Here is a 15,250-nt window from a genome sequence, read left to right as displayed (position 1 = left end):
GGCAAAAAAAAGCCCTGCATCGCAGGGCTTTTTCAGCATCAGGCCTCAATATCCGCCATATCGCCTTTCTCCTGCAGCCAGTTACGTCGGTCTTCCGAACGTTTCTTGGCAAGGAGCATATCCATCATGGCGTTAGTTTGCTGTTCGTCTTCGTCGCTGATCGTCAGCTGCACCAGACGGCGCGTGTTCGGATCCAGCGTCGTTTCGCGCAGCTGCATCGGGTTCATCTCGCCCAGCCCTTTAAAGCGCTGCACGTTCGGTTTGCCCTTCTTGCGCTTCAGCTGTTCCAGCACGCCCGCTTTCTCTTCTTCCGTCAGCGCGTAGTAAACCTCTTTGCCGAGGTCGATACGGTACAGCGGCGGCAGCGCCACGTGGACGTGACCGTTTTTCACCAGCGTTTTAAAGTGCTTCACAAACAGCGCGCACAGCAGCGTAGCAATGTGCAGACCGTCGGAGTCCGCATCCGCGAGGATACAGATCTTGCCGTAGCGCAGCTGGCTCAGATCGTCGCTGTCCGGATCGATGCCGATCGCTACCGAGATATCGTGGACTTCCTGCGAGGCCAGCACTTCATCAGAAGAGACCTCCCAGGTATTCAGGATCTTACCCTTGAGCGGCATGATCGCCTGATATTCACGATCGCGCGCCTGCTTGGCCGATCCACCCGCCGAGTCCCCTTCCACGAGGAACAGCTCGGTACGGTTGAGATCCTGCGCGGTACAGTCTGCCAGCTTGCCCGGCAGCGCAGGGCCGCTGGTCAGCTTTTTACGCACCACTTTCTTCGCGGCGCGCAGACGACGCTGGGCGCTGGAAATGGCCATTTCGGCCAGCATTTCTGCCGCCTGAACGTTCTGGTTCAGCCACAGGGTAAACGCATCTTTCACCACGCCGGAGACGAACGCCGCGCACTGACGTGACGACAGGCGCTCTTTGGTCTGACCGGCAAACTGCGGATCCTGCATCTTCACGGAAAGCACGTAGGCGCAGCGGTCCCAGATATCTTCCGCCGACAGCTTCACGCCGCGCGGCAGGATATTGCGGTATTCACAGAACTCGCGCATCGCGTCCAGCAGCCCCTGACGCAGGCCGTTGACGTGGGTACCACCGAGCATGGTCGGGATCAGGTTAACGTAGCTTTCCGTCAGCAGCTCGCCGCCTTCCGGCAGCCACAGCAGCGCCCAGTCCACGGCTTCGGTATCGCCGCTAAAGTTACCGACAAACGGTTTTTCCGGCAGCGTCGGCAGGCCGTTTACCGCTTCGCACAGGTAGTCGTTCAGACCATCGGCGTAGCACCAGGTTTGTGCGGTATTGTTAACGTGATCGGTAAAGGTGATTTCTACGCCCGGACACAGCACCGCTTTCGCTTTCAGCAGGTGCGTCAGGCGAGAAACGGAAAAGCGCGGACTGTCGAAGAAGCTTTCGTCAGGCCAGAAGTGGACGCTGGTGCCGGTGTTGCGTTTGCCGCACGTGCCGACAACCTGCAGATCCTGCACCTTATCGCCATTTTCAAACGCGATGTTATAGACCTGGCCGTCGCGACGAACGTTGACTTCCACGCGTTTGGACAGGGCGTTCACGACGGAAATGCCCACGCCGTGCAGACCGCCGGAGAACTGGTAGTTCTTGTTAGAGAACTTACCGCCCGCATGCAGACGACAGAGGATCAGCTCAACGGCAGGCACGCCCTCTTCCGGGTGGATATCCACCGGCATGCCGCGCCCGTCGTCGATGACTTCCAGCGACTGATCGGCGTGCAGGATAACGTCAACGCGTTTGGCATGCCCCGCCAGCGCTTCGTCCACACTGTTATCAATAACTTCCTGGCCCAGATGGTTTGGGCGCGTCGTATCGGTGTACATCCCCGGGCGGCGGCGAACCGGCTCAAGCCCGGTGAGGACCTCAATGGCATCAGCGTTATAGGTTTGCGTCATGATTTAAACTAGCAATTCGCATTGATTGTCAGTGGCTGTGCAGTCCAAGAAAATCGACAATCTGGGTGAAATGATTCTCAAAGCCCGTGAAAGCATGGTTTCCGCCCTCTTCTATAGTCTGGCGGCAGGAGGCGTAATACGCCACTGCCTGGCGGTAATCCAGCACTTCATCACCCGTCTGTTGCAGCAGCCAGATGAGATCCGGCGCCTCAAGCGGGTCGACCTGCATAACTTTGAGATCGTAAATATGGCGTGACTCTAGCACATATTGCTGGCCGGTGTAGGGGTTCTCGTTTTCGCCAAGAAAGTCCCTCAGCAGCTCAAATGGCCGAACCGCCGGATTAACCACAACGGCGGGCAGCATGAAGCATTGTGAGAGCCAGGTGGCGTAATACCCGCCCAGGGATGAACCAACCACACCGAAGGTTTCGCCGCCGTGCGCAAGCACAATAGATTCCAGCATCTCTGCGGCCTCTGCCGGGTAAGGCGGCAGCTGCGGGATAATCATCTCAACGTCGGGGTGATGCTCGCTAAGCCACTGGCGAAACTGTGTCGCTTTTGCGGAGCGCGGCGAGCTGTTGAATCCGTGCAGATAAAGGAGCGTAGACATCAATAGCCTTCTGAAGCAGTATCCGGGCGGAATTTGGCACCGGTCAAACGGCAGACTTCCGTGGTCAGCGTGCCGTCGGCATGCAGTTCCAGCCAGCGCCAGCCTGGCGCGATGGTATCCAGCGTAAAGTTGGCGCAGTGCGGCTTAAACTGAACGCAGGTTGACGGCGTCGCCAGCATGCGGCGTCCGTTCCAGTCGAGATCCTGTTCCTGGTGAATATGTCCACACAGCAGATTTTTCACCAGTGGGAACTTCGCCAGCACGCGATCCAGCGCCGCGGAGTTTCGCAGGCTGTGCTGATCGAGCCAGCTGCAGCCCGCCGGCAGAGGATGATGATGAAGCAACAGCAGCGTGTGACGTTCAGGTTCTGCAGCCAGTTTGGTCTCAAGCCAGTCGAGCTGAAACTCGCTTAACTCACCGTGCGGGACGCCAAACACCTGGCTGTCCAGCAGCAGGATCTGCCACTGTTCACCCGCAAAAACACATTTCGCCGGAGAAATCCCCGCATTCTGAAGAGAACTGAACATGGCAGGCTGGAAGTCATGGTTTCCTGGCAACCAGACGCAAGGCACGCTGAAGTTCGCGATGCCTTCAGCAAAATGCTGGTAGGCCGCGGAGGACTGATCCTGCGCCAGATCGCCCGTTGCGACAATCAGATCGCATGCACGGTTTTCAGCGTGAATGGCGTTAAGCACCGCCTGATAACTCTCCCAGGTGTTGACCCCCAGTAGCGTCTCATGCTTTTCGGCAAAAAGGTGGGTATCGGTGATTTGTAATATCCTGACTGGCGCCCCACCAGCAACAGTCAGGTTCAACAGGCTTTCCAAATGGTGTCCTTAGGTAGGTTTATGACGCTAACAAACCGGAATCGCCATTGCTCCATGTGCTAAACAATATCTTAGCCAGTCGGCTAAAAACTGGTTAATTTGATGCTTTTCGTCGCGTTGATGCAACTTTTTATTCGGGTAATCATACCGCGCCTTGAAGCGAAAGATCTGCTGGCTTGAACACACTTCAGCGACCATCGCGTCGTGATAGAGGCGCACCGTCATCGACGGCAGGCTCCAGTAGCTAATGCTGGGTGCCGTTTGCTCAATCTCCACCAGCGTAGTGTAGCGCGTTGATTCTGTTATCGTTAACCGATACTGCGCGTTGCTCACCTGATAGCTTACCGTTTCGCCGGGCGCGTCGTTTCGCGGCAGCAGGCGGCGCAACTGTGCGAAATTGGTTTCGCACAGGCGCATCATTTCTGGGAAGTCAGGCGTATAGCGCTTCATTTTTTCCACTCGTTTCGTAATGTCTGATAATGCAGCTGTAGCCATTGCAGGGCGATGACAGACGCTGCGTTGTCGATTTTCCCCTCTTCTACCCACTGATAAGCCTGCTCCCGGCTCACCACATGAACCCGAATATCTTCGTTTTCATCTGCCAGACCGTGGATCCCTTCCGCCGTCGTGGCGTCCACTTCGCCCACCATAATGGACAAGCGCTCGCTGGTGCCTCCCGGGCTTGCCAGATAGCTCAGCACCGGTTTGGTGCGGCCTACCACCAGCCCCGCCTCTTCCAGCGCCTCGCGCCGGGCGACGTCTTCAACCGACTCACCTTCTTCGATCATCCCGGCCACCATCTCCAACAGCCACGGGCTCTCGCTGACGTCATAAGCGGCGATGCGGATCTGCTCCACCAGCACAACTTCGTCACGCACTGGGTCAAAGGGTAGCAAGACTGCCGCATGCCCGCGCTCAAAAATTTCGCGTCTGATTTCGCCGCTCATTTCCCCGTTAAACAGGCGATGCCTGAAACGGTAAAGATCCATTGAAAAAAAACCGCTATAAAGCGTTTCTCGTGCAATAATTTCTACATCGTTTTTGGCGAATGTCACGGGCAACTTTTCTGGTTTTTGCATGAGTCGAGTCCTGGTAGCAATGGTGATGATATTGTGAATTTCAAGGCTGTTTGGCTGCCGTTTGTAAGGCTATATGGTAGATTGGTGCAAATTACCGCCAGATGGCACGTAACGCCAACCTTTTGGTATGGAAGATTCTGTTAGAATCGGCAATTATTTTTTTAATTAGATCAGCGCTAATACTGCTTCACAACAAGGAATGCAAATGAAGAAATTGCTCCCCATCCTTATCGGCCTGAGCCTGACGGGCTTCAGTGCAATGAGCCAGGCGGAAAACCTGTTACAGGTCTACCAGCAGGCACGTCTGGGCAACCCTGATTTACGTAAATCAGCGGCCGATCGTGATGCTGCGTTTGAAAAGATTAACGAAGCGCGTAGCCCCTTGCTGCCACAGTTAGGTTTAGGTGCAGATTATACCTACAGCAACGGTTTCCGCGACGCTAACGGCGTTAACTCCAATGCTACCAGCGCCTCACTGCAATTGACACAGACGCTGTTTGATATGTCCAAATGGCGCGCCCTGACCCTGCAGGAAAAGAGCGCGGGTATCCAGGATGTGACTTATCAGACCGACCAGCAGACGCTGATTCTGAACACCGCCACGGCGTACTTCAACGTGCTGAGCGCCATTGACGCGCTCTCCTACACCGAAGCGCAGAAACAGGCGATTTACCGCCAGTTAGATCAGACCACCCAGCGCTTCAACGTGGGCCTGGTCGCGATCACCGACGTGCAGAACGCCCGTTCACAGTACGATACCGTGCTGGCCAACGAAGTGACCGCGCGTAACAACCTCGATAACGCCCTGGAATCCCTGCGTCAGGTCACCGGTAACTACTATCCTGAGCTGGCGTCTCTGAACGTGGACAGCTTTAAAACGGATAAACCGCAGGCCGTTAACGCCCTGCTGAAAGAGGCGGAAAACCGCAACCTGAGTTTGCTGCAGGCGCGTCTGAGCCAGGACCTGGCCCGCGAGCAAATTCGTCAGGCGCAGGACGGCCATCTGCCAACCCTGAGCCTGAGCGCCTCTACCGGTGTCTCTGATACCAGCTATAGCGGCTCTAAAACCAACTCTTCCCAACAATATGACGATAGCAATGTTGGTCAGAATAAAGTGGGCCTGAGCTTCTCGCTGCCGCTGTATCAGGGTGGACAGGTCAACTCACAGGTGAAACAGGCGCAGTACAACTTTGTTGGCGCGAGTGAGCAGCTGGAAAGCGCGCATCGCAACGTGGTGCAGACCGTGCGCTCCTCCTTCAACAACGTGAATGCTTCTATCAGCAGCATCAACGCCTATAAACAGGCCGTTGTGTCTGCACAGAGCTCCCTGGACGCAATGGAAGCGGGCTACTCGGTCGGTACACGTACTATTGTTGACGTGCTCGACGCGACCACCACGCTGTACAACGCGAAGCAGCAGCTCTCAAGCGCGCGTTACCAGTACCTGATCAACCAGCTGAACATCAAACAGGCTCTGGGTACGCTGAACGAGCAAGACCTGCAGATGCTGAACAGCGCGCTGGGCAAACCGGTCTCCACCTCTCCGGAGAGCGTTGCACCTGAGAATCCCGATCAGGTTGCCGCCGTAGATAACTTCAACGGTAACAGCAACACCCCTGCTGCACAGCCTGCTGCCGCGCGTACCACTGCGCCTGCCAGCAAAGGCAATAATCCGTTCCGTAACTAAGCATTGCCCGATGGCGCTTCGCTTATCGGGCCTACGTAATCGTAGGCCGGGTAAGCGAAGCGCCACCCGGCGCAAAATCACCCCCGAACGTAAGCCAACGTAAAGATCCCCCTGATTCCGCCCCTCTTCGCTTCATTTTCAACCACTCATCCTCTATCCTGAGCGTTATTACCACTGGGTCCAGGAAGACAAAGATGAAACGGACAAAATCTATAAATCACGCTTCGTTCCGCAAGAGCTGGAACGCGCGTCACCTCACCCCTGTTGCGCTGGCGGTTACGGCTGTCTTTATGCTGGCAGGCTGTGAGAAAAATGACGAAACGGTTTCGCTGTATCAAAACGCAGACGACTGCTCCGCCGCAACTGGCAAAGCCGCCGAATGTAAAACGGCTTACACGAGCGCGCTGAAAGAAGCGGAACGTACCGCACCGAAATATGCCTCACGCGAAGACTGCGTAGCGGAGTTTGGTGAAGGCCAGTGCCAGCAGGCACCGGCTCAGGCAGGCACCGCACCTGAAAATCAGGCGCAGGCGCAGTCCAGCGGCAGCTTCTGGATGCCTCTGATGGCAGGCTACATGATGGGGCGTCTGATGGGCGGCGGTGCTGGCTACCAGCAGCAGCCACTGTTTAGCTCGAAAAACCCGGCCAGCCCGGCTTACGGTCAATATACCGATGCCAGCGGCAAAGGCTACGGCGCAGCGACCCCTGGCCGCACCGTGACCGTTCCGAAAACGGCGATGGCGCCGAAGCCCGCCACGACCAACACCATCACCCGCGGCGGGTTTGGTGAATCTGTGGCGAAGCAGACCAGCATGCAGCGCAGTGCGACAGGCACCTCCTCTACTCGCTCAATGGGCGGCTGATCATGGAACGAGTCAGTATCACCGAGCGCCCGGACTGGCGTGAAAAAGCCACCGAGTATGGTTTTAACTTCCACACCATGTACGGCGAGCCGTACTGGTGTGAAGACGCCTATTACAAGCTCACGCTGGCCCAGGTGGAAAAACTGGAAGAGGTGACCGCCGAGCTGCACCAGATGTGCCTGAAGGTCGTGGAAAAGGTCATCGACAGCGACGAGCTGATGGCAAAGTTCCGCATTCCGAAGCACACATGGGGCTTTGTGCGCCAGTCGTGGAAAACGGATCAACCTTCGCTTTACTCTCGCCTGGATCTGGCGTGGGACGGCAAAGGTGAACCGAAGCTTCTGGAAAACAACGCCGATACGCCAACCTCTCTGTACGAAGCGGCGTTCTTCCAGTGGATCTGGCTGGAAGACCAGGCCAATGCCGGAAACCTGCCGGAAGGCAGCGACCAGTTTAACAGCCTGCAGGAAAAGCTGATTGAGCGTTTTGCCGAGCTGCGCGAACAGCATGGCTTCAACCTGCTGCATCTCGCCTGCTGCCGCGACACGGAAGAAGATCGTGGCACGGTTCAGTATCTGCAGGACTGCGCTGCCGAAGCGGAAGTGGCAACCGAGTTCCTCTATATCGAGGATATCGGCCTGGGTGAAAAGGGTCAGTTTACGGATATGCAGGACCAGGTGATCAGCAACCTGTTCAAGCTCTACCCGTGGGAATATATGCTGCGCGAGATGTTCTCCACTAAGCTTGAAGATGCTGGCGTGCGCTGGCTGGAACCGGCATGGAAGAGCATTATCTCTAACAAAGCCCTGCTGCCGATGCTCTGGGAGATGTTCCCGAACCATCCGAACCTGCTGGCGGCGTACTTTGCGGAAGATGACCATCCGCAGATGGATAAGTACGTCGTGAAGCCGATTTTCTCCCGCGAAGGCGCAAACGTCTCGATTATCGAAAACGGTAAGACGCTGGAAGCGGTTGAAGGGCCGTACGGCGAAGAAGGGATGATTGTCCAGGAGTTCTATCAGCTGCCGAAGTTTGGCGACAGCTATACGCTGATTGGCAGCTGGCTCATCAACGATCGGCCGGCCGGGATTGGCATTCGCGAAGATCGCGCGCTGATCACGCAGGATCTGTCACGATTCTATCCGCACATCTTTGTGAAGTAAGATCTGCCGGGTGGCGGCTTCGCCTGACCCGGCCTACGGTTTTGTAGGCCCGGTAAGCGTAGCGCCACCGGGCATGTTTTCACCCTACCTGCACCGACAGCATACTCAGACTCCCCATCTCAATGCCGTCAACCGGGATTGTAACGGGCTCCTGACCATCCCACGCGCCAAGAACGTACAGCAGCGGCAGGAAGTGTTCCGGCGTCGGGTTAGAAAGCGAACCGCCTTGGTGGTCCAGATAGTTCACTAACGGATGCTCCTCAGCCGGACCTTGCCACGTCAGGTTCGCTTTGACGTAGTCGTTAAAAGAGGTTGCCCACGGGTACGGCGTGTTCTCACCGTGCCAGCGCGCGGTACGCAGGTTATGCACCACGTTACCGCTTGCCACCAGCATGATGCCTTCATCACGCAGGGCTGCCAGCTTACGGCCCATCTCCAGATGCCAGGCGGCCGGTTTAGTGCTGTCGATGCTCAGCTGCACCATCGGGATATCCGCATCAGGATACATTTTGATCAGCACGCCCCACGAGCCGTGGTCAAAACCCCAGGCTTCTTTATCCAGCGTTACAGGGACAGGTGCCAGCAAATCTACCAGCTTTTGTGCCAGCTCAGGCGAGCCGGGGGCCGGATAATGCGTGTCGTACAGCGCCTGCGGGAAGCCGCCAAAATCATGAATGGTTTTTGGCGCTTCCATGGCGGTCACGCCCGTCCCTCGGGTAAACCAGTGCGCAGACACCACCACGATCGCTTTCGGACGCGGCAGCGTCTCGCCCAGATGACGCCACGCACGGGTATAGACGTTGTCTTCCAGAACGTTCATTGGGCTACCGTGGCCTAAAAACAGGGCTGGCATACGGGAAGAAGTCATGGTGATATCCTTACAGAAGGTGTCAATTTAATGGTGCTACATTACGCGCAATCTGGCAAAGATGAACGCAGATAAGCGTGAAGATCATCATCAGGAAATTTGAATGTAAGGAATGTGTAAAGCCGGGGTTCCCCCCTCGCTTTGCCAGAAATGAATCATTTATATTAATGAGAATCATTATCATAAGGAGCAATGCATGTCAGTCCCCTTGATCCTGACCATACTGGCGGGTGCCGCGACCTTTATCGGTGCGCTCCTCGGCGTGCTCGGCCAAAAGCCCTCTAACCGCGTACTGGCCTTCTCACTGGGCTTTGCTGCCGGGATCATGCTGCTCATCTCCCTGATGGAGATGCTGCCTGCCGCACTGGGCACAGAAGGCATGTCTCCGCTGCTGGGTTACGGCATGTTTGTCTTTGGCCTGCTGGGATACTTTGCCCTCGATCGGATGCTACCTCACGCGCATCCGCAGGATTTAATGCAGAAAAACGTGGCGCCCATGCCGCGTAATATCAAGCGTACCGCCGTGCTGTTAACGCTTGGCATCAGCTTGCATAATTTCCCTGAGGGGGTAGCGACTTACGTAACGGCCAGCAGCAATCTTGAGATGGGTTTGGGTATCGCGCTGGCGGTCGCCTTACACAATATTCCTGAAGGACTTGCCGTCGCCGGACCGGTGTATGCCGCCACGGGCTCTAAACGCACCGCGGTGTTCTGGGCGGGTATTTCCGGCATGGCCGAAATTCTTGGGGGCGTGCTGGCGTGGTTAATCCTGGGAAGCCTGGTCTCCCCTGTTGTGATGGCTGCCATTATGGCTGCGGTTGCCGGGATCATGGTTGCGCTCTCCGTCGATGAGCTCATGCCGCTTGCGAAAGAGATCGATCCGAATAACAACCCCAGCTATGGCGTGCTGTGCGGAATGTCGGTAATGGGCTTAAGCCTGGTGTTATTGCAATCTGCAGGTATTGGCTAGCATTAGCCTGCCTCCGTCTAAGACGGAGGCAGGCGTGCGAAACGTTAAGAAACAGAAAGATATAATGCGCTATTTTGTAGCCAACAAAGTTCTTACAATAAATAATATAATTTGATAGGAATAGACTTAAGGAAATGTATAAATATACTATCTGACTCACTGCATCAACTATGAATGGTAGTCGATGCTTATAATCAACATAAATTATATATTAATATAATCTTAAAATAGCTTTAAGATGCGGTAATCGCATCCCCCCACATTCCTCCCGTATACTTGATATTCGTCCTGAAATTAATATTCAGAGTATGAATCGTTTGAAAAAGGATATTTTCATGTATATGGGTAAAAAAGTTCTGTTAGCCGCTGCTATGGCTGCCATCGTATCGGGTTCTGCCTTTGCTGACGACCAGGGTTCAGGCAAAATCAAATTCAAAGGTGTCGTTATTGATGCTCCTTGCAGCATTGCACCAGACAGCGTTGATAAAGAAGTCGATCTCGGTGAAGTAACCACTGCCGTGATCAACGCCAACAAGAAATCTACCGCTGTTCCGGTTGATATCAATCTGGAAAACTGCCAGCTTGACGATCCGGCGGACGAAACTGACACACCAATTACTAAAGTCGATGTCACCTTTACCAGCTCAGCGACAGACTCGACTGACACCAGCCTGATGACCAACACCTATGCAAGTGGCGCACAGAATGTGGGCGTCCGTCTTCTGGATAACGCCGAAGCCAACATTACGCTGGGTGCTGCTAATGAGGTTATGCTGCTGGCAGGTTCAACGACACAGACGCTGCACTTCAAAGCGTTAATGGAAGTACTTGCAGGCAAAACCGCTACGGCGGGTCAGGTTGAAGCCACCGCTAACTACGTTCTGGCGTATAAATAATAACTTCGCGTCACGGTATAAACCGGCTGGCATTTAATGCAGCCGGCATTCTATATTTTTTGAGTAACAGGACGATGACATACAAATTACAATGGATAATCATTATCACGTCCCTGTTAATGACGAAAACTGCCTCCGCGACTGAATTTAACATAAATGCCATTGATAAAGATCAGCGCGGCAGCGTTGACTTATCTCTCTTCAAAGATCAAATCGCCGTAATTCCAGGTAGCTATTTTGTTACGGTTTCCATTAATGATATTCCGCTGGCAAACGGCTGGCAGCTTAGCTGGCGAGAAATTAATAATCAGGTACAGGTCTGTATTCCACCTGAGTTGGCCGATACCTTTGCTCTGCAGGACTCCATTCGCAGCGCTCTGCCAGAAAAAGAGGGATGCATTGATTTTTCATCCAGACCCGATATTAAGTTTACCTTTGACCAGGCCAGCCAGACGCTCAAGGTGACCGTCCCGCAGGCATGGCTACAGTACCGTGCCGCAGACTGGATGCCGCCATCCACCTGGGACAACGGCGTGCCTGGCGTATTGCTGGATTACAACCTGTTCGCCAGTCATTACCAGCCTAATAGCGGCTCAGGCTCGGACAACGCCAACACCTACGGCACCGCGGGTGCAAATATGGGCGCGTGGCGGTTGCGCAGCGATTATCAGTACACGCAAACGCATACCGATGCCGGTTCTGAACATGATGGACGGTTTTCGCGCGTTTATATGTTCCGTCCTCTCCCCTCGCTCGGCGCCAAACTTACGCTGGGCGAAACGGATTTCCAGTCCGCTATTTTTGATGCTTTCACCTATACCGGTGCATCCCTGATTAGCGATGAGCGCATGCTGCCGTGGTCGCTACGGGGTTACGCGCCGCAAATTACCGGGATAGCGCAAACTAACGCCACGGTTACCGTCAGCCTTGCCGATCGCGTGATTTACCAGAGCAAAGTCCCGCCCGGTCCCTTTGTGATTCAGGATCTTAACCAGTCTGTCCAGGGTACGCTGGACGTAAAGGTGACGGAAGAAGACGGGCGCGTCAGCACCTTCCAGGTCTCTGCAGAATCAGTGCCATTTTTAACCCGCAAAGGTCAGGTTCGCTACAAGCTGGCGACCGGGAAAGCGCGCAAAGACGCTTCGCATGACGTCGAAGATAACGCGTTTTTGAGCGGTGAATTCTCCTGGGGGGTGCTGTCACAAACCTCTCTCTATGGCGGTACACTCGCCGATGGCGATCATTACCGTTCCGTCGCCGCCGGCATCGGACAAAACATGGAGTACCTGGGAGCCCTCTCTTTCGACGTTACGCAGGCGACCAGCCAGTTGCCCAATCAGAATAGCCAGACGGGCTACAGCTACCGCTTTAACTACAGTAAGCGTTTCGATACCACAGGCAGCCAGCTTACGCTCGCCAGCTATCGCTATTCGGACCGACAATTCCTGAGCTACGCCCGTTTTCTGGATTATGACAATAACGATCGGCAGTCAGAAAAACAGACGCTTAGCGTGACGGCCAGCCAGTACATTTCGGCGTTATCGCTCAACCTCTATGTGAACATGCTGCGTCAAACCTGGTGGAACGACTCGCCTTCCACAACGGGCAGCGTGACCGCAGGTTACAACTTTGATCTGGGCCGCTGGAAAAACCTGGGCATCACCCTGTCGTGGAGTAAAACGCATTATGAAGATGAAAACGACGATACGCAGTTCTATCTCTCACTAAGCGTGCCGCTCGATCCCGATCATCGACTGAATTACGACCTGCGCAACAGCGACAGTCTGAGCCAGAACGTATCGTGGTATGACACATCAGACCGGAATAATACCTGGGGCGTTTCCGCAGGCACCGAGAGCGAGAAGTCAGACGCAGGCGCGCAGGTAAGCGGCAACTATCAACATTATTCCCCTTATGGCGATCTGAATCTCTCCGGGAGCTATAAGGCTAATGAATACAATTCCCTGAGCGCCAGTTGGAACGGTTCATTCACCTCGACGACTAAAGGCGCTGCGCTGCACCGCCGTAGTTATGGTAATGAACCGCGCGTGATGGTCAGCACCGACGGCGTAGGCAACATTCCCCTTAACATGTCTCGGGATGAAACCAACCAGTTTGGCATTGGTGTTTTACCGTCTATCTCCAGCTATTCGCCCTCCAGCGTGCAGGTCAATATGAACAACCTGCCCGATGGCGTGGACGTTGACACCCGCGTCGTCACCTCAACCTGGACGGAAGGCGCGATTGGATTCCGTCAGATTGCCACGCGTGCAGGCAATGATATTGCAGGCATCTTACGCACTGCTTCCGGTACGCCGCCGCTGGGCGCGGTTGTTCGCCTGCTGGAAAACGACCAGCAGATTGCCATGGTCGCCGATGACGGCCACGTCTGGCTCGGTGCCGTAGAGCCAGAACAACAGTTCCGCGTGACGTGGGGAGACAATCAGCAGTGTCGCTTCGCGTTACCTTCACACCTTGAAAACAGTATGCAGTTGATACTGCCATGTCAGTAAGAAACCATGATGAAATTAACCTCACTCAAAAGCCTGTGCCTGATGCTGGTCGGCACAGCATTCACCACCCACGCGGCCGTAAACCTGGACCGCACGCGCATTGTCTTTCCGGAAAGCGACAAAGCCAGCAGCCTGAAGGTTGAAAACCAGAGCAAGGCGCTGCCCTATCTGGCGCTCTCCTGGGTTGAAGATGAAAACGGGCGCAAAGAAGACACGCATTTCATGGCGCTCCCTCCCATTCAACGCCTTGAAGCGGGTTCCGCGTCACAGGTCAGGATCGTTAAGCAAGCGGCCACCAGCCAGTTGCCGAAAGACAGAGAATCCCTGTTTTATTTCAACCTGCGCGAAGTGCCGCCGAAAAGCAGCAGCGCCAGCGATGGACGTAGCGTTATGCAGGTCGCGATGCAGAGCAGAATCAAACTGTTCTGGCGTCCTAAAGCGATTACCAAAAAACCCGGTGAGCTTGCGGAAATGCGCATGGAAATCTCAGCCAATGCGAAAGGGCTGACCGTGCATAACCCCACGCCGTATTACATCACCCTGGCATGGCTCAGCAAGAATGCTAAAACCATGCTGCCCGGTTTTGACAGCCTGATGATTGCGCCCTTCGCAACGGCCACGACGTCCACCGGTGATTACCACGGTAGCTATTACAGCATCGGATACATCGACGATTACGGTGCCCTGAAAAAGGTCGACGTACAGTGCGCGGGAACAGCGCAGTGCACGCTCACCGAACGGAAGATCGAAAAAGATGCGAAATCTCGCTAACGTATTGTTTATATTGCTGCTCTCAGCGCTGCCTTTAAAAGAAGCTCTGGCGCTAGACTGCTACCTGGGCGGTTCCGGCGGCCCCGTTGAAGAGACCAAAACGATCTCGCCGTTTGCTATCCCGAGCAATGCGCAGGTAGGTGAGAAAATTTGGGAATCGGATGACATCAAAATTCCGGTGACTTGCGATCACAATGTCACAAGCAGCTTTCAACCTGAGGATGTTTTTGGCTGGGTGAATCCGTATCCTTCAACCACCGATCCCTATTATGAACTTGGTGTAACCTATGAAGGGATAGACTACGATGCAACAGGCCAGCCCAACGGCCTCGATACCCGACAGTGTCTGGACAATCAAAACATCACAATTTATACCCCTGACCAGATCCGGCAAATGGGATGGGAAAATCGTATCTGTTCCGGTAACCCGGACGATATCCACACTTCACGAACCTTTGTCGCTCGCCTGCGCTTATACGTAAAAATCAAAACGATGCCACCCCACGGTTACGTCAGCTCCCTTAGCGATTACATCGTTGTCCAGTTTGACGGAAAAGGCGGCGTGAATCAGATGTCGGACGCGAAAAACCTCAAATATCACATCAGCGGTCTGCAAAATATTACCGTTCTGGACTGCGGGGCGACGTTCAGTATTTACCCTGAGAACCAGGAGATTGATTTCGGCACCTTTAGCGCGCGCGATATTGTGAATCAACAGACGCGTAAACGGACCTTTTCGGTGAAAACGACCAAGGTGCAGGACGCGCAGTGCTCGGACGGATTCAAAATGGACTCATCGTTCTACACCACTGAATCGCTCAGTGCTGATGATACGGCATTACTAATCGGTAACGGCTTGAAGCTGCGGATCCTCAACGGGACGCAACCTTACACGTTCAATCAGTATAAAGAGTACGCAGATTTTACGGGCAGCACGATGCAGCATGATCAGGAATACACCGCAGAGCTGTCGCCGGTCGAAGGAAAAGCGATTCAGTCCGGTCCATTCGAAACGGTGGTTCTGTTCAAAATTAACTATCACTAGATACGAAAAAGCCGGGTTTCCCCGGCT

At 54.6% G+C, this 15,250-nt stretch carries 14 protein-coding genes; 8 read left to right on the top strand and 6 right to left on the bottom strand.

Going from position 1 to position 15,250, the window contains the following annotated elements; translation table 11 throughout:
• Positions 1 to 38: 38 nt before the first annotated feature.
• Genes parE through nudF form a run of 5 tightly spaced genes read right to left on the bottom strand, consistent with a single transcriptional unit; the run spans position 39 to position 4,447 of the window.
• Complete coding sequence (parE, locus tag V4835_RS03910) at positions 39 to 1,931, bottom strand: DNA topoisomerase IV subunit B (protein ID WP_029740698.1); 1,893 nt, start codon at positions 1,929 to 1,931, stop codon at positions 39 to 41.
• A 28-nt stretch (positions 1,932 to 1,959) separates the two neighbouring features.
• Positions 1,960 to 2,541 (bottom strand): esterase YqiA, encoded by a 582-nt coding sequence (yqiA, locus tag V4835_RS03905; RefSeq protein ID WP_008502976.1) that lies wholly within the window; start codon positions 2,539 to 2,541, stop codon positions 1,960 to 1,962.
• Positions 2,541 to 3,368, bottom strand: a complete 828-nt coding sequence (gene cpdA, locus V4835_RS03900; RefSeq protein ID WP_331411237.1) for a 3',5'-cyclic-AMP phosphodiesterase — start codon at positions 3,366 to 3,368, stop codon at positions 2,541 to 2,543. The genes yqiA and cpdA overlap by 1 nt, the downstream gene beginning before the upstream one ends.
• 27 nt (positions 3,369 to 3,395) lie before the next feature.
• Positions 3,396 to 3,818 carry a DUF1249 family protein gene (locus V4835_RS03895; protein WP_003862516.1) on the bottom strand — a complete coding sequence of 141 codons (423 nt, stop codon included), beginning with the start codon at positions 3,816 to 3,818 and terminating at the stop codon, positions 3,396 to 3,398.
• The gene (gene nudF, locus V4835_RS03890; protein ID WP_023333429.1) at positions 3,815 to 4,447 is read right to left on the bottom strand and encodes an ADP-ribose diphosphatase; all 633 of its coding nucleotides are present in this window, start codon (positions 4,445 to 4,447) and stop codon (positions 3,815 to 3,817) included. Before nudF ends, V4835_RS03895 begins: the two co-directional genes overlap by 4 nt.
• A 205-nt stretch (positions 4,448 to 4,652) precedes the next feature.
• Here nudF and tolC point away from each other — a divergent pair, with 205 nt between their 5' ends.
• The 3 genes from tolC to V4835_RS03875 all read left to right on the top strand — a co-directional run bounded on the left by tolC (position 4,653) and on the right by V4835_RS03875 (position 8,160).
• Positions 4,653 to 6,134 (top strand): outer membrane channel protein TolC, encoded by a 1,482-nt coding sequence (gene tolC / locus V4835_RS03885; protein WP_331411236.1) that lies wholly within the window; start codon positions 4,653 to 4,655, stop codon positions 6,132 to 6,134.
• Positions 6,135 to 6,328: 194 nt separating this feature from the next.
• Entirely contained in the window at positions 6,329 to 6,997 is a 669-nt protein-coding gene (locus V4835_RS03880; RefSeq protein ID WP_063145595.1) for a DUF1190 family protein, read from the top strand.
• Positions 6,998 to 6,999: 2 nt separating this feature from the next.
• On the top strand, positions 7,000 to 8,160 hold the full coding sequence (locus V4835_RS03875) for a glutathionylspermidine synthase family protein (protein ID WP_331411235.1): 1,161 nt from the start codon (positions 7,000 to 7,002) through the stop codon (positions 8,158 to 8,160).
• 79 nt (positions 8,161 to 8,239) lie between these two features.
• On the opposite strand, the gene ygiD is transcribed toward V4835_RS03875, so the two are convergent.
• Complete coding sequence (gene ygiD, locus V4835_RS03870) at positions 8,240 to 9,028, bottom strand: 4,5-DOPA dioxygenase extradiol (RefSeq protein WP_331411234.1); 789 nt, start codon at positions 9,026 to 9,028, stop codon at positions 8,240 to 8,242.
• Between the two features lie 196 nt (positions 9,029 to 9,224).
• Here ygiD and zupT point away from each other — a divergent pair, with 196 nt between their 5' ends.
• From zupT to V4835_RS03845, 5 genes are all read left to right on the top strand, one after another.
• The gene (gene zupT, locus V4835_RS03865) at positions 9,225 to 9,998 is read left to right on the top strand and encodes a zinc transporter ZupT (RefSeq protein WP_063145699.1); all 774 of its coding nucleotides are present in this window, start codon (positions 9,225 to 9,227) and stop codon (positions 9,996 to 9,998) included.
• A gap of 335 nt (positions 9,999 to 10,333) precedes the next feature.
• Positions 10,334 to 10,894 (top strand): fimbrial protein, encoded by a 561-nt coding sequence (locus tag V4835_RS03860; RefSeq protein ID WP_331414076.1) that lies wholly within the window; start codon positions 10,334 to 10,336, stop codon positions 10,892 to 10,894.
• 74 nt (positions 10,895 to 10,968) lie between these two features.
• Positions 10,969 to 13,407 (top strand): fimbria/pilus outer membrane usher protein, encoded by a 2,439-nt coding sequence (locus V4835_RS03855; protein ID WP_331411233.1) that lies wholly within the window; start codon positions 10,969 to 10,971, stop codon positions 13,405 to 13,407.
• Positions 13,408 to 13,416: 9 nt separating this feature from the next.
• Positions 13,417 to 14,178: a fimbrial biogenesis chaperone gene (locus V4835_RS03850; RefSeq protein WP_331414075.1), complete on the top strand. Its 762-nt coding sequence runs from the start codon at positions 13,417 to 13,419 to the stop codon at positions 14,176 to 14,178.
• Positions 14,162 to 15,223: a type 1 fimbrial protein gene (locus V4835_RS03845; protein ID WP_331411232.1), complete on the top strand. Its 1,062-nt coding sequence runs from the start codon at positions 14,162 to 14,164 to the stop codon at positions 15,221 to 15,223. Before V4835_RS03850 ends, V4835_RS03845 begins: the two co-directional genes overlap by 17 nt.
• Positions 15,224 to 15,250 lie beyond the last annotated feature (27 nt).

It is taken from the genome of Enterobacter cloacae complex sp. CARB60 (genome assembly GCF_036487345.1).
Classification (GTDB): Bacteria; Pseudomonadota; Gammaproteobacteria; order Enterobacterales; family Enterobacteriaceae; genus Enterobacter; species Enterobacter asburiae_D.
The sequence above is the reverse complement of the archived record's forward strand: the minus strand, read 5'-3'. Positions and strand labels throughout refer to the sequence as shown.

Bases quoted from the DNA above. Each gene is read 5' to 3' on its own strand.
- ygiD (WP_331411234.1), bottom strand. From the start codon at position 9,028: ATGACTTCTTCCCGTATGCCAGCCCTGTTTTTAGGCCACGGTAGCCCA.
- V4835_RS03860 (WP_331414076.1), top strand. From the start codon at position 10,334: ATGTATATGGGTAAAAAAGTTCTGTTAGCCGCTGCTATGGCTGCCATC.
- V4835_RS03855 (WP_331411233.1), top strand. From the start codon at position 10,969: ATGACATACAAATTACAATGGATAATCATTATCACGTCCCTGTTAATG.
- nudF (WP_023333429.1), bottom strand. From the start codon at position 4,447: ATGCAAAAACCAGAAAAGTTGCCCGTGACATTCGCCAAAAACGATGTA.
- parE (WP_029740698.1), bottom strand. From the start codon at position 1,931: ATGACGCAAACCTATAACGCTGATGCCATTGAGGTCCTCACCGGGCTT.
- V4835_RS03880 (WP_063145595.1), top strand. From the start codon at position 6,329: ATGAAACGGACAAAATCTATAAATCACGCTTCGTTCCGCAAGAGCTGG.
- tolC (WP_331411236.1), top strand. From the start codon at position 4,653: ATGAAGAAATTGCTCCCCATCCTTATCGGCCTGAGCCTGACGGGCTTC.
- V4835_RS03845 (WP_331411232.1), top strand. From the start codon at position 14,162: ATGCGAAATCTCGCTAACGTATTGTTTATATTGCTGCTCTCAGCGCTG.
- V4835_RS03895 (WP_003862516.1), bottom strand. From the start codon at position 3,818: ATGAAGCGCTATACGCCTGACTTCCCAGAAATGATGCGCCTGTGCGAA.
- yqiA (WP_008502976.1), bottom strand. From the start codon at position 2,541: ATGTCTACGCTCCTTTATCTGCACGGATTCAACAGCTCGCCGCGCTCC.
- V4835_RS03850 (WP_331414075.1), top strand. From the start codon at position 13,417: ATGAAATTAACCTCACTCAAAAGCCTGTGCCTGATGCTGGTCGGCACA.
- zupT (WP_063145699.1), top strand. From the start codon at position 9,225: ATGTCAGTCCCCTTGATCCTGACCATACTGGCGGGTGCCGCGACCTTT.
- V4835_RS03875 (WP_331411235.1), top strand. From the start codon at position 7,000: ATGGAACGAGTCAGTATCACCGAGCGCCCGGACTGGCGTGAAAAAGCC.